Annotated in this window: 23 protein-coding genes; 9 read left to right on the top strand and 14 right to left on the bottom strand. The window is 52.5% G+C overall.

Annotated elements, in window-relative coordinates; genetic code table 11:
* From DDT52_RS07565 to dapA, 5 genes are all read right to left on the bottom strand, one after another.
* Entirely contained in the window at positions 1 to 663 is a 663-nt protein-coding gene (locus DDT52_RS07565) for an amino acid ABC transporter permease (RefSeq protein ID WP_109052992.1), read from the bottom strand.
* Positions 664 to 709: 46 nt separating this feature from the next.
* A complete protein-coding gene (locus DDT52_RS07560; protein ID WP_136155798.1) occupies positions 710 to 1567 on the bottom strand; it encodes a transporter substrate-binding protein in 858 nt (285 codons plus the stop codon).
* A gap of 389 nt (positions 1568 to 1956) precedes the next feature.
* Positions 1957 to 2670, bottom strand: a complete 714-nt coding sequence (gene purC / locus DDT52_RS07555) for a phosphoribosylaminoimidazolesuccinocarboxamide synthase (protein ID WP_136155797.1) — start codon at positions 2668 to 2670, stop codon at positions 1957 to 1959.
* Between the two features lie 229 nt (positions 2671 to 2899).
* Positions 2900 to 3937: an outer membrane protein assembly factor BamC gene (gene bamC, locus DDT52_RS07550; RefSeq protein WP_136155796.1), complete on the bottom strand. Its 1038-nt coding sequence runs from the start codon at positions 3935 to 3937 to the stop codon at positions 2900 to 2902.
* A 16-nt stretch (positions 3938 to 3953) separates the two neighbouring features.
* The gene (dapA, locus tag DDT52_RS07545) at positions 3954 to 4832 is read right to left on the bottom strand and encodes a 4-hydroxy-tetrahydrodipicolinate synthase (RefSeq protein ID WP_109052988.1); all 879 of its coding nucleotides are present in this window, start codon (positions 4830 to 4832) and stop codon (positions 3954 to 3956) included.
* Between the two features lie 437 nt (positions 4833 to 5269).
* Between dapA and DDT52_RS07540 the strand changes: the two genes are divergently transcribed.
* Positions 5270 to 5845: a glycine cleavage system transcriptional repressor gene (locus tag DDT52_RS07540; protein WP_210732693.1), complete on the top strand. Its 576-nt coding sequence runs from the start codon at positions 5270 to 5272 to the stop codon at positions 5843 to 5845.
* A 2-nt stretch (positions 5846 to 5847) separates the two neighbouring features.
* The gene (bcp, locus tag DDT52_RS07535; protein ID WP_136155795.1) at positions 5848 to 6315 is read left to right on the top strand and encodes a thioredoxin-dependent thiol peroxidase; all 468 of its coding nucleotides are present in this window, start codon (positions 5848 to 5850) and stop codon (positions 6313 to 6315) included.
* A 146-nt stretch (positions 6316 to 6461) separates the two neighbouring features.
* Here the strand turns inward: bcp and alsK are convergent, their stop codons facing one another.
* From alsK to DDT52_RS07505, 6 genes are all read right to left on the bottom strand, one after another.
* On the bottom strand, positions 6462 to 7382 hold the full coding sequence (gene alsK / locus DDT52_RS07530) for an allose kinase (RefSeq protein WP_136155794.1): 921 nt from the start codon (positions 7380 to 7382) through the stop codon (positions 6462 to 6464).
* Positions 7366 to 8067 (bottom strand): D-allulose 6-phosphate 3-epimerase, encoded by a 702-nt coding sequence (gene alsE, locus DDT52_RS07525; RefSeq protein WP_136155844.1) that lies wholly within the window; start codon positions 8065 to 8067, stop codon positions 7366 to 7368. The genes alsK and alsE overlap by 17 nt, the downstream gene beginning before the upstream one ends.
* Before the next feature lie 10 nt (positions 8068 to 8077).
* Positions 8078 to 9058 carry a D-allose ABC transporter permease gene (gene alsC, locus DDT52_RS07520; RefSeq protein WP_136155793.1) on the bottom strand — a complete coding sequence of 327 codons (981 nt, stop codon included), beginning with the start codon at positions 9056 to 9058 and terminating at the stop codon, positions 8078 to 8080.
* A complete protein-coding gene (alsA, locus tag DDT52_RS07515; RefSeq protein ID WP_136155792.1) occupies positions 9037 to 10569 on the bottom strand; it encodes a D-allose ABC transporter ATP-binding protein AlsA in 1533 nt (510 codons plus the stop codon). The genes alsC and alsA overlap by 22 nt, the downstream gene beginning before the upstream one ends.
* Before the next feature lie 56 nt (positions 10570 to 10625).
* Positions 10626 to 11561, bottom strand: a complete 936-nt coding sequence (gene alsB / locus DDT52_RS07510; protein ID WP_136155791.1) for a D-allose transporter substrate-binding protein — start codon at positions 11559 to 11561, stop codon at positions 10626 to 10628.
* A 68-nt stretch (positions 11562 to 11629) separates the two neighbouring features.
* Positions 11630 to 12514: a MurR/RpiR family transcriptional regulator gene (locus tag DDT52_RS07505; RefSeq protein WP_136155843.1), complete on the bottom strand. Its 885-nt coding sequence runs from the start codon at positions 12512 to 12514 to the stop codon at positions 11630 to 11632.
* A 363-nt stretch (positions 12515 to 12877) separates the two neighbouring features.
* On the opposite strand from DDT52_RS07505, the gene rpiB reads away from it, so the two are divergent.
* From rpiB to arsC, 3 genes are all read left to right on the top strand, one after another.
* Complete coding sequence (rpiB, locus tag DDT52_RS07500) at positions 12878 to 13330, top strand: bifunctional allose-6-phosphate isomerase/ribose-5-phosphate isomerase RpiB (protein WP_136155790.1); 453 nt, start codon at positions 12878 to 12880, stop codon at positions 13328 to 13330.
* Positions 13331 to 13523: 193 nt separating this feature from the next.
* Complete coding sequence (gene bepA / locus DDT52_RS07495; protein WP_136155789.1) at positions 13524 to 14987, top strand: beta-barrel assembly-enhancing protease; 1464 nt, start codon at positions 13524 to 13526, stop codon at positions 14985 to 14987.
* A gap of 29 nt (positions 14988 to 15016) precedes the next feature.
* Positions 15017 to 15373 carry an arsenate reductase (glutaredoxin) gene (arsC, locus tag DDT52_RS07490; RefSeq protein WP_136155788.1) on the top strand — a complete coding sequence of 119 codons (357 nt, stop codon included), beginning with the start codon at positions 15017 to 15019 and terminating at the stop codon, positions 15371 to 15373.
* A 5-nt stretch (positions 15374 to 15378) separates the two neighbouring features.
* Here the strand turns inward: arsC and hda are convergent, their stop codons facing one another.
* The 3 genes from hda to upp form a co-directional block, all read right to left on the bottom strand.
* The gene (hda, locus tag DDT52_RS07485; protein ID WP_168709749.1) at positions 15379 to 16086 is read right to left on the bottom strand and encodes a DnaA inactivator Hda; all 708 of its coding nucleotides are present in this window, start codon (positions 16084 to 16086) and stop codon (positions 15379 to 15381) included.
* Between the two features lie 123 nt (positions 16087 to 16209).
* Positions 16210 to 17502 carry a uracil permease gene (gene uraA, locus DDT52_RS07480; RefSeq protein ID WP_136155787.1) on the bottom strand — a complete coding sequence of 431 codons (1293 nt, stop codon included), beginning with the start codon at positions 17500 to 17502 and terminating at the stop codon, positions 16210 to 16212.
* Positions 17503 to 18035: 533 nt separating this feature from the next.
* Complete coding sequence (gene upp / locus DDT52_RS07475) at positions 18036 to 18662, bottom strand: uracil phosphoribosyltransferase (RefSeq protein WP_136155842.1); 627 nt, start codon at positions 18660 to 18662, stop codon at positions 18036 to 18038.
* Positions 18663 to 19130: 468 nt separating this feature from the next.
* Here upp and purM point away from each other — a divergent pair, with 468 nt between their 5' ends.
* The 4 genes from purM (at position 19131) to DDT52_RS07455 (ending at position 24308) form a co-directional block, all read left to right on the top strand.
* Complete coding sequence (purM, locus tag DDT52_RS07470; protein WP_136155786.1) at positions 19131 to 20168, top strand: phosphoribosylformylglycinamidine cyclo-ligase; 1038 nt, start codon at positions 19131 to 19133, stop codon at positions 20166 to 20168.
* On the top strand, positions 20168 to 20806 hold the full coding sequence (purN, locus tag DDT52_RS07465) for a phosphoribosylglycinamide formyltransferase (RefSeq protein WP_136155785.1): 639 nt from the start codon (positions 20168 to 20170) through the stop codon (positions 20804 to 20806). The genes purM and purN overlap by 1 nt, the downstream gene beginning before the upstream one ends.
* A 282-nt stretch (positions 20807 to 21088) precedes the next feature.
* Positions 21089 to 22195: an ABC transporter substrate-binding protein gene (locus DDT52_RS07460; protein ID WP_136155784.1), complete on the top strand. Its 1107-nt coding sequence runs from the start codon at positions 21089 to 21091 to the stop codon at positions 22193 to 22195.
* On the top strand, positions 22188 to 24308 hold the full coding sequence (locus DDT52_RS07455) for a TonB-dependent siderophore receptor (protein WP_136155783.1): 2121 nt from the start codon (positions 22188 to 22190) through the stop codon (positions 24306 to 24308). Before DDT52_RS07460 ends, DDT52_RS07455 begins: the two co-directional genes overlap by 8 nt.
* Positions 24309 to 24431 lie beyond the last annotated feature (123 nt).

Raw genomic sequence — 24431 nt, 5'->3', positions numbered from 1 at the left:
TTAACGCACCAGCGCCAGCCGCTGTTCAAGCATGCGCAACAGCGCCGCCAGCAGGTAACAGGTCGCGATGTACAACAAGCTGGTAACCAGCCAGGTTTCAATAACCCGATAACTTTCCAGATTTATTTTTCGCGCATAAAAAGTCAGTTCCGGTACCGCGATAGCGGCAGCAAGCGAGGTATCTTTGAACAAGGAGATAAAATTATTGCTGAGCGAAGGCAGTACATTGCGGAACATGACCGGAATAATGATGTAACATTTGATTTGCCACTCTTTCAGGCCGATGGCCTGCCCGGCTTCTCGCTGCCCTTTGGGGATCCCCAGCAAACCGGCCCGGAACACTTCGGTCAGGTAGGCCCCGGCATACAGCGATAGCGTGACGATAAACGAGCCGAGCTGATCTAAACGAATGCCCAGGCTCGGCAAGGCAAAATAGATCATCAGAATCAAAATCAGGATCGGCAGATTTCGTATGATGGTGACATACAGCGTCGCAACCCAGCGTAAGCCCGCGTTTTTCGACAGCATGCAGAATGCGGCGGTTAACCCCAACGCACAGCCAATGGCTATAGAGATCAGCGATAATTCAATCCCCAGCCATAATCCGGCGAGCAACAGATCGAAATTTTGCCACACAGAGGAAAAATTAAGTTGATAGCCCATGGTGTTACCTCAACGCGCCAGACAGCGTTGTCCGGCGCCGTCATGCTTATTTATATTCAACTGGGAAACCAATCTGCGGTGTATTCAATGTGCCCCCGAACCATTTTTTATAGGCGGCCGCATAGTCGGCAAAATCGACCCCAACCATGGATTCATGCAGCGCCGTATTGACGAAGTTAAGCCAGTCCTGGTCGCCGCGTTTCAGGGCGCAAGAGTACGTCTGCGGGCTCCATGCATAGTCTGGCGAACGATAGCGTCCCGGCGTCTGCACCATTAACCATTTCGCCGACGACTGGTCCGTCGCCACGGCATCCGCACGCCCGGAGTTGAGCGCCTGATACATCAAATCGACGCTTTCATACTGTGAAACCTTGGCTTTCGGCAACGCCTGATGCACCAATTCTTCGGCATAGACATTCTGTAACACCGCCACATTCAGATCGCCCCCCGCGGCATCCATATCCGCCAGTTGCTGATGTTTACTGTTTGCCAGCAGCAGTAACGCCACCCCTTCACGATAATAAGGAATGGTAAAGGCCACCTGCTGAGCGCGCTGCGCGGTCACTGTCATGGCCTGACAGGTTAAATCGACTTTATCAGTCAGCAGATTCGGAATCCGGGCATCCGACGATTGCTGGACAAACTGCACCTTGCTGGCGTCGTTGAACAATCCTTTGGCAATAATGTGTGCAATATCAATATCAAACCCTTGCAACGTGCCGTCAGCGCCTTGAAAACCCCAGGGAGCATTTGTGCTGCCCGTTCCCACAATCAGATGACCGCGTTTCAACACATCATCCAGTTTTGCGGCCTGTGCTTGAGTGGCAAAACCGGACGCTGTGGCAGCGAACAAAAATCCAATCACCCAACTCGTTCTACCTTTACCCTGATTTATATTGAACATAATTCACCCCATTTCCGTTATAACGAACTCATGTATGTAGCAATGGAATTAATGCAGAAAATGCGCCAAAAATAATCGGTGCGGAAAAAATGCGCATAAAAAAAAGCAATAGATTGTTAATTAAGGATTAATTTTACGACGAAGGAGCCAGGCGAGAGGATCCAATCAGTGAGCGTACGGTCGGCTGAGGGATCATTGGTGGTTCAATGCGCTAAAACTGTGCAACTTACGTAGGTTTGTAGTGCAAAAAGGTTATTACCGACAGACCGTGCGCGAAATGGCCCGGCAGACAAAATGAGGGAGAGAGGAAATCGGGATAGGACCGGTAAAAAAAATCAGCCGGTCAGACAATCACGAATCTGACAGGCTGAACGTAAACGATTGCGCAATTAGTCCAGTTTTACACCGATACGGTGTGCCACTTCTTCATACGCTTCAATCAGGCCACCAAGACTCTGGCGGAAACGATCTTTGTCCATTTTATTCAGCGTCGCTTTATCCCACAGACGGCTGCCGTCTGGAGAGAACTCATCGCCCAGCACGACTTCGCCTTTGAATAAACCAAACTCCAGTTTGAAATCGACCAGAATCAGACCGGCATCACCAAACAGTTTACTCAGCACCTCATTCGCCTTGTAGCTCAGTTCTTTCATCCGGGCCAGATTCTCTTCGCTCACCCAATTGAACGTCTTGCAGTAGGACTCATTCACCATTGGGTCGTGCATGGCGTCGTTTTTCAGGAACAGATCAAACAGCGGCGGATTCAGTTCGATACCTTCTTCGATACCCAGACGTTTTACCAATGACCCGGCGGCACGGTTACGCACCACACATTCTACCGGCACCATGTCCAGTTTTTTTACCAGCACTTCGGTATCAGAAAGCAGGCTTACCATTTGCGTCGGGATCCCGGCTTCTTCCAGTTTGCTCATAATGAAATGGTTGAACTTGTTGTTCACCATCCCCTTACGATCAAACTGCTCAATGCGGGCACCATCTCCTGCTGACGTATCATTGCGAAACTCCAGCACCAGCAGGTCGGGATCTTCGGTGGTGTAGACCGTTTTCGCCTTTCCACGATACAACTCAGCTAGCTTTTGCATCTTTATTACTCCACACAGTGAGGGCCAACCACAGACGGCCCGAGAATTTAACGCTTATCCCCTTCTTATTTGAAGCGGCCGCATCATCAACAGCACCCGCGCTTCCCGGAGACCTACCTGCGCAAGCTCATCGGAATTCGTTCGTTTACCGCCAGACAGCGACTTCAATTACTTTGGGTATCGGTTGTTGAATAAATGAAGAAGGGTCGGATTATCCGACCCTTGCAAGTTACTTATTGAACGCCGCCTGGAACACGGCCACCAGCGCATCGTTCTGCGACTGGCTTAGCGTATGTCCTTTGGAATCAATAAATTGCAGACTACTACGGTTATCAAGATCGCCGACCTGCAATTTATAATCGCCATTCGGTAATTCAGGATCTCGCGCACCGATATCATTCCAGGTGCCACTGCTCGGCGCTCTGTAAGTGACGGACACCGATCCCTGAGGTCGGCTGCGATCGCTAACCTTCATGCCTATTTTGTCCAGAGCCGTCGGCAAACGCTCCCACACCACGGAGTATGGACCGCGCACCACCAGCAACGGCAGACCGGTATCATCCGCGCCGCTCTGTACATCCAGCGAACCACTGGTACGGTTTGCCAGTGCGTTTTCACGCGCCGTTGCCTGACTATCCAGTTCTTCGCTGATCGTATTCAGCATCAGCCCGGTGTAACGCTGAAGCTGGGAAGGCTCAACGACGGGGTTAGTCTGCTGCTGCAATTCCAGCAGTTTGACCACCACCGCGACCTGATAGCCTTGTGGTTGAACCGAAATCTGATAGCGTCCCTGATACTGGACGTCTTCATCCTGACGCTGCCACATGATCCAGTCGGTCGTCAGCATCTGACTGGCATCCTGACGGCTGGCGATAGTGAAACCTTTATCCTGCACGACACGAACAACCTGAGGCCAAAGCTGACTATTTTGCGCGCTGTTTTCCAACAGTAGCGTTGCCGTGCTACCCGAAATCTGGGTACGGGAACCATTCAACAAAGCCAATGGCTGCAACGGAGGACGAATATCCAGCGTTTTACCTACAGCGCCATTCAGGGTTACCGGCGGTATGTCATAATCTCCGTTCTGTACCGGTAGAATCATACCGGCTGGCGTATTCAGCGCTTTTTGCGCCGGCACCTCCAGATAAGACTCATCGCCACTCACCTGACGCTTATAGCGCTGATCGCTGGAACAAGCAGCCAACAGCATCACTAATGATATGCCAACTACTTTTGCCACCATCGACTTTTGTAATGAATACGTCATTAAATCTCCCTAACGGTTACAGCAAACCCGCTTGCTTCAGCGCGCGCTCCATCACCGCCCGACCGGAGTCAGTCAATGGTGTCATCGGCAGGCGAAGCGTATCGGTCGCCATGAGTCCCAATTCCTTACAGGCCCATTTCACCGGGATAGGATTGGGTTCGACAAATAATTTTTGATGCAACGGCATCAGGCGCTGATTCAAACGACGCGCTTCAACAAAATTGCCTTGCGCCGCCAGCTTGCAAAGCTCAACCATTTCACGGGCCGCAATGTTTGCTGTAACGGAAATTACGCCTTTGCCACCAAGTTGCATGAAGTCCAGACCGCTGGCATCATCACCGCTCAGCAAAATAAAGTCTTCACTAACCAGCTCTTGGATCTGACTAACCCGGCTTAAGTTCCCCGTCGCTTCTTTAACAGCGACAATATTTTTAATTTCAGACAAACGCGCGATGGTTTCCGGCAGCATGTCACAACCGGTACGGGAAGGCACGTTATACAGAATCTGCGGCAGATCGGTATGCTCGGCAATCGCTTTGAAGTGCTGGTACAAACCTTCCTGAGTCGGTCGGTTATAATACGGCGTTACCGTCAGGCAGCCCACCACGCCCGTACCGTGAAAACGCTTGGTTAACGAAATACCTTCTGCGGTAGCATTGGCGCCCGTCCCGGCAATGACCGGAATACGGCCGTCGCTCAGCTCCAGCGTCATCATGACCACATCGCCATGCTCATCGTGACTCAGCGTGGCGGACTCTCCTGTCGTTCCGACAGAAACAATCGCTGATGTACCGCTAGCGACATGATAATCAATCAGTTTTTTCAGGCTTGCACGATCGACAGCGCCTTTGGCGTCCATCGGTGTAACCAGCGCGACAATACTTCCCGTAAACATTGGCCATCCCCTCCACAAACAAGTGCCTCATGGTACTTTTGACTTCTATGCAAAAGCAAGCGCGCAAGGGTGTTGTAAGCCCCCGGCACACGTTTTTTTTATGATACCGCAAGCGGCATTAAAAACTCTTCTGACGTTTCTGTTATAACGAACGTCCTGCTTACACGCCGAATCAATGCGAGCGACGTTTTACGATCCCCGGAAACCATCAAGTATCGTCGAATATCCAACCATGACAGTGATGGCCCTCAAAAAACATCCTGAACGATGTCAATAACGTACCAAAAGCGGTATAGCCCGACGGAATACTTCGTTATCCCCCGCCATCGCCGGTATCAAGCGTCACCCTCCGGGCCGTCGCGAGCGACGTTAAAAATTGCTCCCGGCAATTTTTTATGTTTACCATGTTACTTTCATGAAGAAGGACAGGAAGCATCATTTTGCCGAGTTCACAAGAACACTATCTGGTTATCACTGCTCTGGGCGTCGATCGCCCCGGAATTGTTAACGCCATTACCCGCCACGTCAGCAGTTGCGGCTGTAATATTGAAGATAGCCGTCTTGCCATGCTGGGCAAAGAATTCACGTTTATCATGCTGCTTTCCGGAAGCTGGAATGCGATTACGCTGATCGAATCCACCCTGCCGTTAAAAGGGGCGGAAATGGATCTGCTGATTGTCATGAAACGCACTGAATCTCAGGCCCGGCCGCCGATGCCTTCCACCGTGTGGGTGAAAGTGGATGTCGCCGACTCGCCTCATATCATCGAGCGCTTCACCGATTTATTTGATTCTCACCAGATGAACATTGCCGAATTGGTTTCCAAAACGCAAAATGACCAAGGTGACGAGCCGCCGCAGTTGTATATTCAAATTACCGCGCACAGCCCTGCGATGCTGGATGGGTCAATTATTGAGCCGGCCTTCTATCAGCTATGTACAGAACTGCACGCACAAGGCAGTATTAGCGTCGTGAACTATCCACAGCAGCATGAAGAGAAAGACGGAGAGTAGTGATGAATACACTGAAAGCCGGTGATATCGCACCGAAATTTAGCTTGCCCGACCAGGACGGCGAACAAGTAAATTTAACCGACTTCCAGGGACAGAAAGTGTTGGTGTATTTCTACCCTAAAGCCATGACGCCGGGATGTACCGTACAAGCATGCGGACTGCGTGACAACATGGATGAACTGAAAAAACATGGCGTCGAGGTGTTGGGTATCAGTACCGATAAACCCGAAAAACTGTCCCGCTTCGTCGAAAAAGAACTCTTAAACTTCACCCTGTTATCTGATGAAAATCATGAGGTTTCAGAAGGATTTGGCATATGGGGCGAAAAAACGTTCATGGGGAAAACCTATGACGGCATTCATCGCATCAGCTTTTTGATCGATGAAAACGGCAAAGTGGAGAAGGTTTTTGACGATTTCAAAACCAGCAACCACCACGACATCGTTCTCGACTACCTGAAAACCGTCTGAACCGCCGCCGCGGTAGGTTCTCCTGTCCGACGATAATGCCCGTTTATATACGGGCATTTTATGCCTAATACCGCCTCAGACCACCCTTACTCGTTGGGTGTCCAACTTTTGGGGTGCAGTTCACAGACCGTTGCGGTCTTTCCCCCTTATTTCCACTCAGTGTGCTCACGCGTCAGAAAATGGTTCCGGGCAAGGGTCGCCGCGCCCTGCGCACCGTTAAATGCAGAAGAAGATGCCGCCAGGAAACGCACTTCATCGTGCGGTAACGGATGGCGCACATGCGCCTGAATCTGTGTAACCAGCGTTGCGCGGGGGAAAGCGGACATATCCATCACCCCGCCGCCCAGAATGACGGCATCGGGATCAAACAGATTAATGCTGGTGGCGATGGCACGCGCCGCATGGTGCAAAAGCGCCTGTACAAACGGTTCATTAGTGGCGTGCAGGAACAGTTCTCCCAGCGCATAATCTCGCGGTTGCTGTTCATACCAGCGGCGTAACGCTACGCCGGAACAGACGGTTTCCAGACAACCCGCGTTGCCACAGCCGCATTGCAAATTCATATCGCCCTGCGGAATATGCCCCAGCTCGCCCGCCACGCCATGCGCGCCGGTCCACGGCGCACCGTTCAGCCAGATGGCAAAGCCCATGCCGGTGCCAAGGTAAGCGCCAAGCACCAGCTTATCGGTCAGTTCGTTTTCACTGACGTCATAAGAAAGTTGCAGGTTCACATCGCGGGCGAATTCCACCGGGCAACCCAGTACCGCTTCCAGTTTGTCTGCCAGCGCCCCCCATTCGAGCGACAGGTTGGGCGTGGAGATAATCGTGCGCTTATCTTTGCCGATCAGCGCCGGCAACCCCATCATCAGGCAGTGACAGCGAGCATGAAAGCGATAAAGCTGCTCCTGGATAAACGCGGCGATCCCCACCACTACGCCGGGTTCAATCACCTGCGCCGTACGGCGTTTCTCACAGTGCAGCACGGTGCCTTCAGCCGTTTGCAGGCAGAGCCGGATATGGGTTGCCCCCATGTCCACGCCCGCCACCACGTTATGCAGTTCTGGCATGAGGCTGTACCTCGCTCTTCTTCTTCGCCGTCAGAATTTGTTGCGCCATCAATGACCAGGCTTCGTCGATATTGTCTGAATGATTGAACAACCCTGACGTGCCGACAATGAACACATCCGCACCTGCGGCGATTAATTTCTCGTAGGTGGCCTGATTACAGGAACCGTCGATCTCAATTTCGTAGCTCAGCCCTTCACGCTCACGCCAGGCTTTCAGTTCGGCAATTTTGTCCAGCATTTCCGGGATAAACGGCTGCCCGGCAAAGCCAGGATCGACCGTCATCACGGTGACCTTATCGGCTTTATGGATATAGTATTTCATCGCTTCAACCGCTGTTTCCGGGTTGAGGATCAACCCCACTTTCATGCCGTGGCGGCGGATCTCATCGATCAGGCGAAAGGCCTGACCGTTGATGGTTTCCGGATGCAGGGTGATGAAATCCGCGCCCGCACGCGCCAGTTGACCGATGTAGTCCTGCGGGCGGGTCACCATCAGGTGACAGTCCAGCGGCTTACTCGCCAGCTTTTTCACCTGGCTGACAAAAAACGGAGACAGCGTCAGGTTCGGTACGAAGTGGCCGTCCATGATGTCGATATGAAAATAGTCCGCATGACTATCAATAAACTCGATCTGTTCTTTGAATTTCATCAGATCCATACACATCAGAGAGGGGGATATTTTCATCATGAATTCCTTACTTGCTGATAAGCCGGTCAAGAGCGACGGCTGCGATAATCAGCCCGCCCATCACCACCAGTTGGTAATAGGTTTGTACTTGCAGAATGTTCAGCCCGTTATTGATGGTGCCGATAATCAGACCACCAATGACCACTGAGAAGATACGGCCCTTGCCGCCGAAGAAACTGGTACCGCCGATAATGGCGCTGGCGATGGCGTAGGTTTCAAACCCCATGCCGGCCATGGGCTCAGCGGCGCCCAGACGGGCGGTAGAGACCACGCCCGCCAGCCCCGCGCACACGCCGGATATAATGAACACCACCAGCATGTGGAATTTCACATCGATACCGGAATAGAACGCCGAATTTTTGTTGCCGCCCAGCGCATAGATATTGCGTCCGAGCCGCATGCGCGTGGTGAGGAACCAGAGGATCACCGCCACCAGCAGCGAGAAGATCACCGGGACCGGAATGCCAAGTACGCTTGCCGCAAAAAAGTTCACAAATTCGAAGGAAAAACCGTAGACAGAATTGGCGTCGGAAATGACCAGCGTCACTCCGCGGAAAATAGCGTTAGTACCGAGGGTGATGATGAAAGGATGCAGTCCGGTCCAGTTCACCAGACAGCCGTTAATCGCCCCTAACGCGCCGCCCACCAGCACCCCGCCGATGAGGGCCGCAAGAAACGGATCGACGCCGGCCAGCATCAGTTTGGCGGTCACCATGCCCGATAGCGCCAGAATCGCACCGACGGAAAGGTCGATCCCCGCCACCAGTATGGCGAAGAACTCCCCCATGCCGATCAATACGGTCACGGAGCTTTGAACAAAGATCTGCGTGATGTTATTGGCGGTGAGGAAGTATTCCGACGACAGCGTGCCGAAGATCGCCACAATGATCGCCAGAATAAAAAAGGTGCCGAATCTGTCCCAGAATTGCGCGAAATTAAACGGCTTTTTCCCGCCCGTTTCACCGTTTACTCTTGTGGTAACGCCCATGCCATAATCTCCTCTTCGCTCAGATCTTCACGATTGGTCAGGATTTGCGTCAGTCGCCCTTCGCAGAACACGGCGATGCGGTCACAGACGGCGATAATTTCAGGAAGTTCAGACGAGACCATCAGGATGACCTTGCCCTGATCAGCCAGTTGGCGCATGACCTTGTAAATCTCGGCTTTAGCGCCAACGTCAATGCCGCGGGTCGGCTCATCGAAAATGATGACGTCAGGTTCACAGCATAACCATTTGGAAATCAGCACTTTTTGCTGGTTGCCGCCGGAAAGCTCGGTAATGTTCTGGTCCACGGAATGACACTTGAGCGCCAGCAGGTTGCGCTGTACTTCAGCCGTTTTGCGCTCTTCGGCTTCATGAAATAGCCCCATCGCGCCTTTGTAGCCGCCCTGTTTCAGGCTTTTACTGATAGCGATGTTCTGCGCGATGGAAAAATTAGCGAAGAAACCATTGTCGCGGCGGCTTTCGGTGATATAGGCCATCCCCTTTTTCAACGCATCCAGCGGCGAACGCGGTGAAATCACCTTGCCATTCAAGCGGATTTCTCCCCGGCTTCTTTTATCCACGCCGAACAGACAATCCATCAGTTCGGTGCGCCCGGAACCAACCAGTCCGGCAAAGCCCAGAATTTCCCCACGGTTAACGCTAAACGAGATATCGCGAACTTTTTTCTTATCGCGACTGGTGACGTTTTTCACTTCAAACACGGTGTCGCGTTCGATATTGCCGGTACTTTCTTTCATGGCGTTAAAGCGGTTTTGCAGCTCGCGGCCAACCATCAGATGCACAATGTCATCGTTCGATACATCGCTGACCATACCGCTGCACACGCTGCTGCCGTCTTTCATCACCGTATAGCGGTCGCAAATACGACGAATCTCCGCCAGCTTATGCGAGATATAAACAATGGCCGTTCCCTCTTTACGTAACTGATTCATAATCAGAAACAGATAATCAATCTCTTTGCTGGTAAGAGACGAGGTGGGTTCATCCATAATGATGACTTTGGCATCGAGCATTAATGTTTTGGCAATTTCCAGCATCTGTTTATAGCTGATGGATAAATTCCCGACTTTCGTATCGAGATCCACTTTCAGCCCGACGCGTAATAACATCATTGCCGCACGGACGCGCATCTCTTTCCAGTCAATAATATTGACGCCACAAACTTTTTTGGTCAGGTGGCGACCTATATATAAATTTTCCAGTACGGTTAATTCATCAATAACGCTGAGTTCCTGATAAATAATACCGATACCCAATTGCGCCGCCAATTTATGGTCAAGCTTATCGTAATTAACATTATTAATATTGATGGTGCCTTTGGTCGGTTCATATATTCCCGACAATACTTTCATTAACGTTGATTTACCGGCGCCATTTTCTCCCAATAACGCATGAATCTCATGAGTATAAACCGTTAAATCAACCGATTTTAATGCGTGAACCGGACCAAAGGATTTGCCGATCCCCGCCATATTGATATAAGGCGTGACCATATTGATTCCTCAAATTTTCCCTCTCCTCAGAGGAGAGGGCCAGGGTGAGGGGAAAATTACTTTGTCACCAGAATCGAGTCGACGAGCTTAAATTCCGGGTCTTTCTCCAGCGCGATCACCTTGCCGGTTTTCGCCGCGTCGACCATCAGTTTCAGGCCGGTCGCGCCGATATCCGCCGGGTTCTGTGCCACGGTTGCGGTCATCTGCCCCGCCTCAACCATTTTACGCGCTTCCGGGATGCCATCGGTCCCCACCACCAGTACTTTGCCGATCTTGCCGGCGTTGGCAACGGCCTGGGCCACGCCCATCGCCATAGTGTCGTTAGCGCAATAAAACGCTTTCAGATTCGGGTTACGCTGTAGCACGTTAGTGGCGACGTCCAGCGCCTTAATGCGATCCCAGTCGGCAGGCTGACTGGCAACCAGCTTGATTTGGCTTGCCTTTTTGAACGAACTGGTTGCGCCATTGCGGCGCGCTTCACCGGACGCGTTACCGGCTTTGCCTTCGATAATGGCGACTTCTCCGCCTTCCGCACCCAGTTCCCCGATAATGAAGTCGGCGCCTTTTGCACCGACTGCGACGTTATCGGTGGTAACGAAGCCTTCGACATTGCCCCCCGCCTTTTTCAGGTTATCCATATCGATTTTTTCATCGAGGTTGACCAGATAAATCCCTTTTTTCCACGCACGGGCAACCGGCATGACCAGATTAACGGAAGAGAGTGGCGCAAAGGCAATACCCTTGTAATTTTTATTGCTTAAATCTTCGAATAACTGCAACTGAGACTGAAAATCACCTTCAGATGGCGAAGCAAATATATCTACGGAAATGCCAAGCGTTTTGGCTTCCTCTTCAATCCCTTTTTTCATATCCACCCAAAAAGGATTGGATAAGGTTTTTAATACTACGGCATATTCAGCAGCAGCGAAGGCGCTGGTAGATAATATTAAGCCCACGGCGGCGGCGCTGAATAATTTCAGAAATTTATTCATAGCAGTATTCTCTTTGTAGGGGTACGTAGCGATTAATCCCAGTATCCCGGGATTAATCTTTTTTTACTTCATCGGTCACGACGAAAAAAATCGACGATGGCGCCGGTTTTCTCCATATTTAATGTTGCCTGTTCAATATTTTGTTGGGCAACAGAAACAAAAAAAGCATCTAACAATGTGAGTTGTAATATTCGGGCTGAAGCGTTTCGCCCTAATAACGGCGTCTCCGGTGCTGGCGAACAAATAATAAAGTCGGCCAGTTTGGCAATTGGCGAATGGTAGCTATGGGTAATACAGATAATTTTTGCGCCGTTCTTTTTCGCCAGTTCGACAGCTGCTTTCAAATCGCTGGTCCGCCCGGAATGGGACACCACCAGCACAACGTCTCCTTCTTGTAACAGCGCGGCGGACATCATCATGATGTGTGCGTCCTGATAAGCCTGACAGCGCACGCCGATACGCAGCAGCTTATGGTGGATGTCGGCACAGATCGCGTTCGAACCGCCAACCCCATACAGATCGCGCTGGTTTGCGCCGTAAAAGAAACGAGCGGCGCGGTGAATCTCATCGACGTTAACAATGGATTGCCCTTCCATAATGGTGCGCAATGTGATGTTGAACACCTTATTGACCACATCCTGTGGCGCTTCATCAAATGACAGCTCTGCGGGCAAAACCTGTTCAGACTGCGAAAAGTAGTCAACCAGCGCACTGCGGAGATTGCGAAAGCCGCTAAACCCCAGCAGTTTTGACACCTTGACAATCATCGCCTCAGACACCATCAGGGCTTCGGCAACGTCTTTAATAGCCGGCGCATCACTCAGATTACCCGGCGTCAGCAACCATTCCACAATACGGCTTTCGTTTTCCGTCATCCCTTCCTGCTTCATACGCAGATAAGGTGCAATGCCGATACCCTGTGGAAGCCCTTGATCAAACTCAGACTGGCTCATCGCTTTCTCTTGTCCTTGAAATGAAGACATCACTATATCACCACAGGGTGAACATAAAATATGCCGACAACTTCACAAAATAAAATAATTCATAAAGTTTTGTTTATTGTGAAGTTATGGCGGAAAGCCAAATTCAACAACCCAACAAAATATAATAAAAACATAAATATAAATGAATTCCCCAGAAATTAACGCGGTGTCGACCATCCTTGCGGTGCACTTTTCCGTATTGCTTCGTAAAAGCATGACGTGTAAAACAGGGGCCACCTGCGGTGTTTTTGCGGTTTTATTCACCCTACAACCGGCAATAAATCACAAAAATCATCGTAACCGTAAAGTCTGACAAAACATGAGGCGTGTAACATGAAGAGGATTGCATTTGGCTGTGACCATGTCGGTTTTATCCTCAAAGAGGAGATTCTGGCGCATCTGCGGGCAACAGGGATTGAAGCGATTGATAAAGGCACCTGGTCGGATGAACGCACTGACTACCCGCGTTTTGCCAGCGCGGTGGCGGAAGCGGTGATGAACGGCGAGGCCGATGGCGGGATCCTGATCTGCGGTACTGGCGTGGGCATTTCTATTACGGCGAATAAATTTCCCGGCATTCGCGCGGTGGTCTGTAGCGAGCCTTATTCGGCACAGCTTTCCCGCCAGCATAACAACACCAATATTCTGGCGTTCGGCTCCCGCGTGGTAGGACTGGAACTGGCGAAAATGATTGTTGATGCCTGGCTGAACGCGGAGTTTGAAGGTGCCCGCCACCAGGTACGAGTGGCGGCGATAGGCCAGGTAGAGCAACGCTTTTGCCGATAAACATTGCGCATACCGCCGGAGAATGGGGTCGGCGGATCATCAATACCTGAAGCCGGGATTTCCACTTCTTTTTTGACGTCGGCAACACATAGCATCACCATTTTCCGGATAAATATTTCTTTGTTTGCCGCTGCTGGCTAAGATGGTTAGTAAGCTTCTTTAATGTTGGCTGTTGATAAGGTTATTTTCCGTTATGTCTAGCCGGTTAAAAAAAACGGTCATCGCCGTCCTGTTAGGGACGCTGTTGACCAGCCCCCAGTTTCCCGTACAGGCCGACATTCAGGACAGGCTGCCTGATATCGGCACAACCGCTGGCGGCACACTCAGCATCAATCAGGAACTGGCGATGGGCGATTTTTATGTCCGCCAGTTACGGGCCGGCGCGCCGCTGATTAACGATCCCTTGCTGTCCAATTACATCAATCAGTTGGGAAACCGGCTGGTAAAACAGGCGGATTCGGTACGAACGCCTTTCCACTTCTTCCTGATTCGTAATGATGACATCAACGCCTTCGCCTTTTTCGGCGGCAACGTCGTGCTGCACTCAGCCCTGTTTCGCTACGCGGATAACGAAAGCGAGCTGGCTTCGGTACTGGCGCATGAAATTTCGCACGTTACGCAGCGCCATCTGGCCCGAACCATGGAGTCGCAACAGCGTAATGCGCCGCTAACCTGGGTAGGCGCGCTCGGTTCCATTCTCCTGGCGATGGCAAATCCTCAGTTGGGCATGGCGGCGTTAAGCGGGACAATGGCCGGGGCCCAACAGGGAATGATTACCTTTACTCAGGCTAACGAACAAGAAGCGGACCGTATCGGTATCCAGGTATTGCAACGCGCCGGTTTTGATCCGCAGGCCATGCCGAACTTCATGCAAAAGCTGGCCGATCAGTCGCGCTATAGCTCGAAACCGCCGGAAATTCTGCTTACCCACCCCTTACCGGAAAGCCGTCTGTCCGATGCGCGTAACCGCGCCAATCAGATGCGTTCAACGCCGGTTCAGTCGTCACAGGATTTCCTGTTTGCGAAAGTGCGCACCTTTGGTATGTATGGATCGGCGGACCGGCCTCTCAGTGATGATCTGCTGGATACCTGGGCGAAAGGGAATGTGCGTGAGCAGTTGGCGGCACAATATGGGCAGGCCATTCGTCTCTATCAGGCCAAAAAATACGATGAAGCCCGCAATATCTTACAGCCGCTATTGAGTAAGACGCCTGATAGCCCGTGGTTTCTGGATCTCATGACGGATATCGATCTGGGGCAAAATCGTGCGACACAGGCGATCGCCCGGCTGCAAAACCAGGCTGGCGTACAAAACAATCCGGTACTGCAACTCAATCTGGCGAACGCTTACGTTGAAGGGAAACAGCCTGCCGCCGCGAGTAAAATTCTCTATCGCTATACCTATGCCCATCCTGACGATCCAAACGGTTGGGATCTGCTGGCGCAGGCTTCTGCCGCCCAGGGACTGCGGGCGGAAGAATTATCGGCCAGAGCGGAAAGCATGGCGTTAACCGGGCAGCTCGATCAATCCATACGCCTGCTCAGCAACGCCAGCTCGTTAGTTAAACTCGGCAGCCTGGAACAGGCCCGCTATGATGCGCGTATCGACCAGCTGCGCCAGCTCCAGCAGCGCTTCCGCCAATATCAGAAATCCTGACGCCGGATAGAAATTAAGGATAATTTACCGTGACCAAACGCGTAACGATTTACCATAACCCCCGCTGTTCCAAGAGCCGTGAAACGCTGGCGCTGCTGCAACAGCACGGCATTGAACCCGATGTGGTGCGCTACCTGGATACGCCGCCCGATGCGGACACGCTGACCCGCTTGATTCAGCAACTCGGCCTGAACAGCGCCCGCGATCTGATGCGCAAGAAAGAAGAGATTTACCAGCAGTTGAATCTCGCCAACGCGTCACTGACGGAAGCGCAGCTGCTTCAGGCCATGATCGACCATCCCAGGCTGATTGAGCGCCCCATCGTGGTGGTTGGTCAACAGGCCCGCATTGGTCGTCCGCCCGAGCAGGTATTGGAGATATTGTAGTCGGGCTACAGACCGAGGATCTCTTTGACGAAAGGAATGGTCAGCTTGCGCTGGGCGGTGATAGAAGCATGATCGAGCTGATCCAGCGTCGTGAACAGCGTTCGCATTTCACGATCCAGCCGTTTAAGCAAAAAACGGCTGACGTCTTCCGGCAGTTCAAAACCACGCAGTTTCGCCCGCAGTTGCAGCGCTTCGCCTTTCTCTTCATCGGACAGTGGCTGTAGCTTGTAAATCTGCCCCCAGTCCAGGCGTGAAGAAAGATCGGGAAGATGCAGGTTAAGCTGGCGCGGAGGACGATCGCCGGTAATCAGCAGACGGGTGTGGCCGGTTTCCTGAACGCGGTTATAGAGATTGAAAACGGCCATTTCCCAGGCTTCATCACCCGCGATAGACTCAATATTATCCATGCACACCAGCGCCAGTTGCTCCATGCCGTCCAGCACCTCAGGGACGAAATAGGCCCGTTTATCCAACGGCACATAGCCCACCGCCTGTCCATGACGGGATAAATCGGCACAGGCGGCATGCAACAGATGGCTGCGGCCTCCCCCTTCCCGTGACCAGAAGTAAATATAACTTCCATGTTCCTGACGCAGCGCGTTGGTAATCGCGGCAAGAAGAGACGCGTTCTCTCCCGGATAGAAACTGGCGAACGTTTCGTTATCCGGTAAATAAAGTGGCAATGAAAGCTGTGCCGGCGTGTTCAGAATCACCTCAAGCAAGACAGGCAGGAAAACCGTTCGAGTCTATCACAGAAACTCATCCCTGTTGAGGGCGTCGCGAACCAGCCCCGCAACAGAGTGAGACAAAGCAGACGGCAATCCGTAAACATCGCCTTAACGATGGATAGTGTCTTCTGCATCAGGCGCATCAAGAATCACTTCCTCTTTGCGGAACAGGCTAATCACTTTGAATAACAGACTCATACCGATGCCCACGACCGTAGCCAGCGCCATACCTTTCAGCTCGGTCGCTCCCAGATGAACTTTCGCACCGCTGACACCGATAATCAGGATCACGGAGGTCAGAATCAGGTTCTGCGCTTTGTTGTAATCCACTTTGGATTCAATCAACACGCGAATACCCGATGCGCCGATTACCCCGTACAGCAATAACGAGACGCCCCCCATTACCGGCACCGGTACCGCCTGGATCGCCGCCGCCAGTTTACCGACACAGGAAAGCAGGATGGCAATGATCGCCGCGCCGCCGATTACCCAGGTACTGTATACCTTGGTGATCGCCAGTACGCCGATGTTTTCGCCGTAGGTGGTATTGGGCGTGGAACCAAAGAATCCGGACAGAACGGTAGAAATACCGTTGGCGAACATGGAGCGGTGTAGCCCCGGCTCACGCATCAGATCTTTCTTGACGATATTCGCCGTCACAACCAGATGGCCGATATGTTCAGCGATGACGACCAGTGCGGCTGGCAGAATAGTCAGAATGGCGAACCATTCAAAACGCGGCGTGTAAAAAGTCGGCAGAGCAAACCAGTTCGCCTCGCTGACAGGAGCGAAATCCACCACGCCCATGGCAAACGACAAGGCATATCCCGCCAACACCCCGATCAAAATCGGGATAATCGCCAGAAAACCACGGAACAGCACCGATCCAAGGATCGTCACCGCCAGCGTGGACAGCGAAATAGTCACCGCCGTGGTATCCATTGCCGTACCGTCGGCAGGCAATAACCCGGCCATACCGGCAGCGACGCCCGCCAGTTCAAGGCCGATTACCGCAACAATCGCCCCCATGGCCGCAGGCGGGAACAAGACGTCCAGCCAGCCGGTCCCGGCTTTTTTGACAATCAGCGCCACCAGACAAAACAGCACGCCGCACATGATAAATCCACCCAATGCGACCTCATAGCCCAACGGCAACAGCAGCAGCACCGGTGAAATAAATGCAAAACTGGAGCCCAGATAGGCAGGAATTTTGCCTTTACAGATAAACAAATAAAGCAACGTGCCAATACCGTTGAATAACAGTACGGTCGCCGGGTTGATCTTGAACAGGATCGGCACCAAAACGGTGGCACCAAACATCGCGAACAGATGTTGGAAGCTCAGCGGGATGGTTTGTAACAAGGGCGGTCGTTCACTTACCCCGATGGCGCGACGAGTCATCTTTATATCCTCTGTAACGTTGCTATTTATTGTATGCGGGCCGGTGCCCGCACCTGTTATTACAGCCAGACTTCATCCGCCCCGCCGCGGCGGAGCCAACCATTCCGGCTGATTATGTTGTTGAGACCGACTTTGCCCCCCAAAGGGCGACGGGCAGGAACCACCCGTCATAAAAAAACGCCAAAGGCGTTTTTCAACGTCGCTTGCGACGACCCAAAGGGCGACGGGCAGAGACCGCTCATCATAAAAAAACGCCAAAGGCGTTTTTCAACGTCGCTTGCGACGACCCAAAGGGCGACGGGCAGAGACCGCTCATCATAAAAAAACGCCAAAGGCGTTTTTCAACGTNTCATAAAAAAACGCCAAAGGCGTTTTTCAACGTCGCTTGCGACGACCCAAAGGGCGACGGGCAGAGACCGCTCATCATAAAAAAACGCCAAAGGCGTTTTTCAACGTCGCTTGCGACGACCCGAAGGGTGATGGGCAGAGACTGCCCATCATAAAAAAGCCGACTGAATCAGTCGGCCTGCCTGCTATTTGGTACCAAATATTTTATCGCCCGCGTCGCCCAGGCCCGGCATGATATAACCATGCTCGTTAAGTCCCTTATCGATCGATGCCGTATAGAGTTCAACGTCCGGGTGGGCTTTCTCCAGCGCGGCGATCCCTTCCGGGGCGGCAACCAGTACCAGCACTTTGATATTTTGGCAGCCCGCTTTCTTCAACAGATCGATCGTGGCAATCATTGAACCGCCCGTTGCCAACATCGGGTCAACAACCAGCGCCATACGCTCTTCGATATTGGAAACCAGCTTTTGAAAATACGGTACTGGCTCCAGCGTTTCTTCATTACGGTAAATACCGACAACGCTGATACGTGCGCTGGGCACATTTTCCAGCACGCCTTCCATCATCCCCAAACCGGCCCGCAGGATAGGCACCACGGTAATTTTTTTGCCTTTGATTTGATCGACTTCAACCGGGCCACACCAACCGTCAATGGTCACCTTCTCGGTGGCTAAATCGGCCGTTGCTTCATAGGTCAACAAACTTCCGACCTCCGAAGCCAACTCACGAAAACGTTTGGTACTGATATCAGTTTCACGCATCAGACCAAGTTTATGTTTGACGAGTGGATGTTTCACCTCGACGATCTTCATCATTATTCTCCCCTAGACAGTGGACGGACAAAAAACGCCTGAGACGCTTTTAAACGCCGTTTGCGGCGGCCTGCAGGATAGCCTACCGCTTAAAAAACGCCGGGCGCGTTTTTTAACGTCACCTGGTGACGGCCCGCAGGGTGGCGGACAGCACGCCCGCCATAAAAAAATCGCGGGATTATACCGCTTTTTTTACTTAGTGCTATACGATTAAGCCTGATCCAGATCAACCGATAAAGGAAATTACTGCCGACACCCGATAGGCCGCACGTTGCGAAAAGGCGCCAACGCCAGTCTGAAGCAGACAGAAAAGGAAAATCATTTCCCTGCCGCTTTAAAAAACGTGAAGAGTATTAAGGAAAAACCCGACAGCCGATGACACATTACTCGCAAACGTTTGCCCACACTGCTAGAATTAGCGCGCTCAATTTTTTAACCACAAAATGTAACCTCCGTGGGGACTCCGCAGTGACCGACAAAACCTCTCTCAGCTATAAAGACGCAGGTGTGGATATTGATGCTGGCAACGCATTGGTAGACCGTATCAAAGGTGTAGTGAAACAGACCCGTCGCCCGGAAGTCATGGGTGGTCTGGGTGGTTTCGGCGCCTTGTGCGCCTTACCGCAAAAATACCGTGAACCCATTCTGGTTTCCGGCACTGACGGAGTCGGCACCAAGCTGCGTCTGGCAATGGATCTCAAGCGCCACAATACGATCGGTATCGATTTGGTTGCCATGTGTGTTAACGATTTGGTCGTACAGGGTGCCGAGCCGCTGTTTTTCCTCGACTATTACGCCACTGGCAAACTGGATGTGGATACGGCCAGCAGCGTCATTACCGGTATCGCTGAAGGCTGCAAACAGTCTGGCTGCGCGCTGGTCGGCGGCGAAACGGCCGAAATGCCGGGCATGTACCACGGTGAAGATTATGACGTGGCGGGTTTCTGCGTTGGCGTCGTTGAAAAATCCGAAATCATTGATGGCAGCAAAGTACAATCTGGCGACACGCTGATTGCCCTTGCATCCAGCGGGCCGCATTCGAACGGTTATTCGCTGGTACGTAAAGTTCTTGAAGTCAGCCAGACCAATCCAGAGCAGTTTATGCTGGAAGGCAAACCGCTGGCCGACCATCTGCTGGCTCCGACCAAGATTTACGTGAAATCAGTCCTGTCCCTGATTGAAAAAATCGACGTACACGCTATCTCCCACCTGACCGGCGGCGGCTTCTGGGAAAATATCCCACGCGTACTGCCGGAAGGTATGCAGGCAACGATCGATGAATCCAGCTGGCAATGGCCGGCGGTCTTTAACTGGCTGCAACAGGCGGGTAATGTCAGCCGACACGAAATGTATCGTACTTTTAACTGTGGTGTTGGTATGATCATCGTATTGCCAACCGAACAGGCAGACGAGGCCATCGCTTTATTGAACAGCAGTGGCGAGAACGCATGGAAAATCGGCGTCATTACGCAAACCGATGCCGGAGACTCAGTGGTCATTAACTGATGAAAAACGTCGTTGTCTTGATATCAGGTCAGGGAAGCAACTTGCAGGCGTTGATTGACGCCGGCAAGCGCGGACGCATGAAAGGAAAGATAGCCGCAGTATTCAGCAATAACCCCGAAGCCTACGGGCTACAGATTGCGCAGGATGCAGACATTCCGACGCATATCATCAGCCCGGAAGCCTTTCCTGAACGTGCGGCCTATGATGCGGCCATGGCGCAGGAAATTGAACAGTATGAACCCGCTCTGGTTGTTCTGGCGGGGTATATGCGGATTCTGAGCCCCGATTTTGTCGCGCAGTTCGCAGGCAAAATACTCAACATCCACCCATCGCTGTTACCGAAATATCCCGGGCTGCACACGCACCGCAAGGCGCTGGAAAATGGCGATGCCGTACATGGCACCTCCGTGCATTTCGTAACGGATGATCTGGATGGCGGACCGATTATTTTGCAGGCAAAAGTACCGGTTTTTAGCGACGATACCGAAGAAACGTTGACCGCTCGCGTAAAAACGCAGGAACACACTATCTATCCCATGGTCGTGAATTGGTTCCTGAACGGTCGTCTGGTCATGCGTGAAAACGAGGCATGGCTTGATGGCATCCGCATTCCCCCTCAGGGTTATGCCGCGGAATAATGACTCAGATGCACATTCATACCAATCATATGGATGTGCATCTCGCTTAAGGCTTTTTACCCCGCCCAATATTGAATATTCCTCTCTTAGCGCAATCCGTAACATGACGATTATTCCGGCTTTTTATTACCGCCTTCCGCTTTAATTATTTACTTAATTAACAGTAACTTTCGGATCTGCAACGATATCTGTCACCCGCGGTCATTAACCCTACCCGCTGTACGTTGAAAATAGAAATAACAATGATTATCCTTCGCAGCCCGGTTTTTGGCAGAGTTAATCATGCGTATCGTCATACTCTTTTTTCTATCGATCCTTAGCCCGTTATCGCCGGCAAAAACCGTTACCGATATTCTCGGCCGGCAGGTAGAGATCCCCGACAATCCACAACGCATCATCCTCGGCGAAAGCCGCATGCTCTACACGCTGGCGCTGCTGGAGCCGGGTAATCCGGCAAAAAATGTGGTGGGCTGGCCGGGAGATATGTCACGTTACGATGCGCAGAGCTGGCAACGCTATACGGAAAAATTTCCGTCGATCGGCCAGATTCCACAATTAGGCAACGGCAGTTTGCAGACCATGAATGCAGAAGCGCTGCTGCCGTTAAAACCCGATCTGGTTATTTTACCGCGCCTGGCAAAAACCCCGTCAAACGAAGACCAGTTGGAACAGACGCTGGCGCGCGCTGGCGTACCGGTGATTTATATCGATTTACGCGTGGATTTGCTTAATAACACGCTGCCAAGTATTCGCCTGCTGGGTGACGTTCTGAATCAACCACAGCGGGCGGCCGACTTCAGCGCCTTCTATCAGAAACACATGGCGGCGATCGGGGAACGAATTGCCCAATACCACGGTAGAAAAACCACCGTGATGTTGCACCTGCACCTTGGGCGCCGCGATACCTGCTGCACGACGGCCGTGGGCGGCAATCTTGGCGATTTGCTGAGGTTCGCCGGTGGTGAAAACATCGCTGCCGGGGCCATTAACAGCGTCTACGGCGAACTCAGCCCGGAACGCGTACTGGCAGCCAAACCCGATGTCTACATCGCCACCGGAATGGCCGGGCCTGAAGGAAAACGCTTCTCCAGCCTGATGCTGGGACCGATGGTGACCAAACAGCAGGCGCAGACCAGCTTCAACAGCCTGATTCGTCAGGAACCGATTCTTTCTCACCTTCAGGCCGTACAGACTGGCCGAGCCTGGAGTATGTGGCACAACTTTTACCTCAGTCCTTATCACGTGGTGATGGTAGAGATGTTCGCCAAAGCGCTGTATCCCGACCTGTTTGCCGACATCGATCCGCAACGCACACTACAAGAACTTTACCTGCAATTTTTACCCATCGATTTTTCAGGGACTTATTGGAGTCAGATCTCGCATGAATAACAAGACACTGCGTAACGGTTGGCCGTTGCTGGTACTTTTGCCATTTGGAACTCAGGCGGCCATCGCCGACGCCCAAAACGACACGCTGGAGGTCACCGCAACCACGGTGGAACAGGCTGAAACCGAAACGGGCTATCAGCCGCATAAAACCACCACCGGCACCCGTACCGAAAGCCGGCTGCTGGATGTGCCGCAGGCGGTCAACGTCGTCCCGGCTCAGGTCATTGAGGATCGCGCGGTACGGAACATTGATGAAGCCTTATATAACGTCAGCGGGATTACCCAATCCAATACGCTCGGCGGCACGCAGGATGCGCTCATCAAACGCGGCTTTGGCGACAACCGCGACGGCTCCATCTTTCGTGACGGCGTCCGCTCCATTCAGGCCCGTAATTTCACCCCCACCAGCGATCGCGTGGAGGTGCTGAAAGGCCCGGCCTCCATGCTGTATGGCATGGGTGAACCCGGTGGCGTAATCAATATCGTCAGTAAAAAACCGGAGCTGGAACAGAAGACCCATATTGAAGGCTGGGGCAGCAGCTTTAACGGCGGCGGCGGTCAGTTGGATGTCACCGGGCCGTTGGGGGCTTCCGGGCTGGCCTATCGTATGGTGGTCGATCATGATGAAACCGACTATTGGCGTAATTTTGGCCGCAACCGCCAGACCACCATCGCCCCATCGCTGATGTGGTACGGTGAAGACACCACCGTGCGGGTGGCATACGAACATATGGAATACCTGACGCCGTTTGACCGCGGCACCGTGCTCGACACCAATACCGGTAAGCCGGTAAATACGCCGCGCAAACGCCGCTTCGACGAGCACTACAACGCTACCCGCGGCGATCAGGACAGCATCACCATGCAGGTGGATCGCAATCTGACCGATCGTTGGAAAAGCAGCCTGACCTATTCTTATAACCGCAACCGGTACAGCGACAATCAGGCGCGGGCAACGGCGTATAACCCCGATACCGGCGTACTGAGGCGTCAGCCAGACGCAACCGCCGATGCTCATGCCCAGACGCAGGTGGTGCAGCTTACATTAAATGGTGATATCGACTGGGGGCGCATCAATCATCAGTTGCTGTTTGGTTTTGATTACGAAGCCGATCGAACCTACCGTGGCGATATGATCCGCGGGACCGCCAGCTCAAACTTCAACGTCTATGACCCGGTCTATGGACAACAACCCGCATCGACCAACGTCAGCGCCGCCGACAGCGACCAGCGGGAAAATATCGACAGCACCGGCTTCTTTATGCAGGACGTGATTCGCCTGAACGATCGCTGGCAGTTGCTGGGCGGCTTACGCTATGACAGCTTTGACGTTATGGCGGGCAAAGGCCGCCCATTTGTTACCGCGACAGACAGTTCATACCATCGTCTGGTACCGCGGGCCGGGATTATTTACAGCCTGACCGACTATTCTTCCCTCTATGCCAGCTACAGCGAATCGTTTAAGCCCAACTCATCTATTGCGACGCAAATTGGCGCGCTACCGCCGGAAATTGGCACAGCTTACGAGATTGGCGCCAAGCTCGATCTGCCCAACCGGATTACCGGGAATCTGGCCTTATTTGACATTGAAAAGCGCAATGTGATGGTCAACGAAACCCTCAACGGAGAAACGGTGACCCGTACCGCGGGTAAAGTCCGTTCACAGGGCGTGGAACTGGATCTGGCCGGGAAGCTGACCGATTCGCTGAGCCTGATCGGTTCCTATGCCTATACCGATGCCCGCGTGACTGCCGATCCAGGCAATAACGGCAACAGAATGCCGAATGCGGCTCGTCATACGGCGTCTTTATTCCTGACACAGGATTTCGGCAATATTGGTCTGGCTGCCGGCGATGACCTGCGCGCCGGCGCAGGCGCGCGTTATGTGAGCCGCCGCGCGGGTGACGCGGCAAACAGTTTCTATCTGGATGATTACACGGTGGCCGATGCGTTTGTGGCCTATAGCCTGCCGCTTAACGGCTATAAGGTGAAATGGCAGATCAACGTGAAAAATCTGTTTGATAAAACCTATTATCCGTCCAGCGGCAATAACCTGCGCATCGCCGTTGGCGAGCCGCGGCAGGTGGTGCTGCGCGCCAGCGTCGATTTCTGACGCCCCGCCGTCCTGCTTTGCCGCTGACAAAGCAGGACGGTACTCTCCTTTCTTTTTCGTCCAACCAGACGTTCTACGCAGAAATCCCGAAGGCTGGCATAAAGCCAGCCTTCGGGTTAAGCG

This window comes from Brenneria roseae subsp. roseae (assembly GCF_003115845.1).
In the GTDB taxonomy this organism is placed as follows: Bacteria; Pseudomonadota; Gammaproteobacteria; order Enterobacterales; family Enterobacteriaceae; genus Brenneria; species Brenneria roseae.
This window is presented reverse-complemented; position numbering and strand designations above follow the sequence as displayed.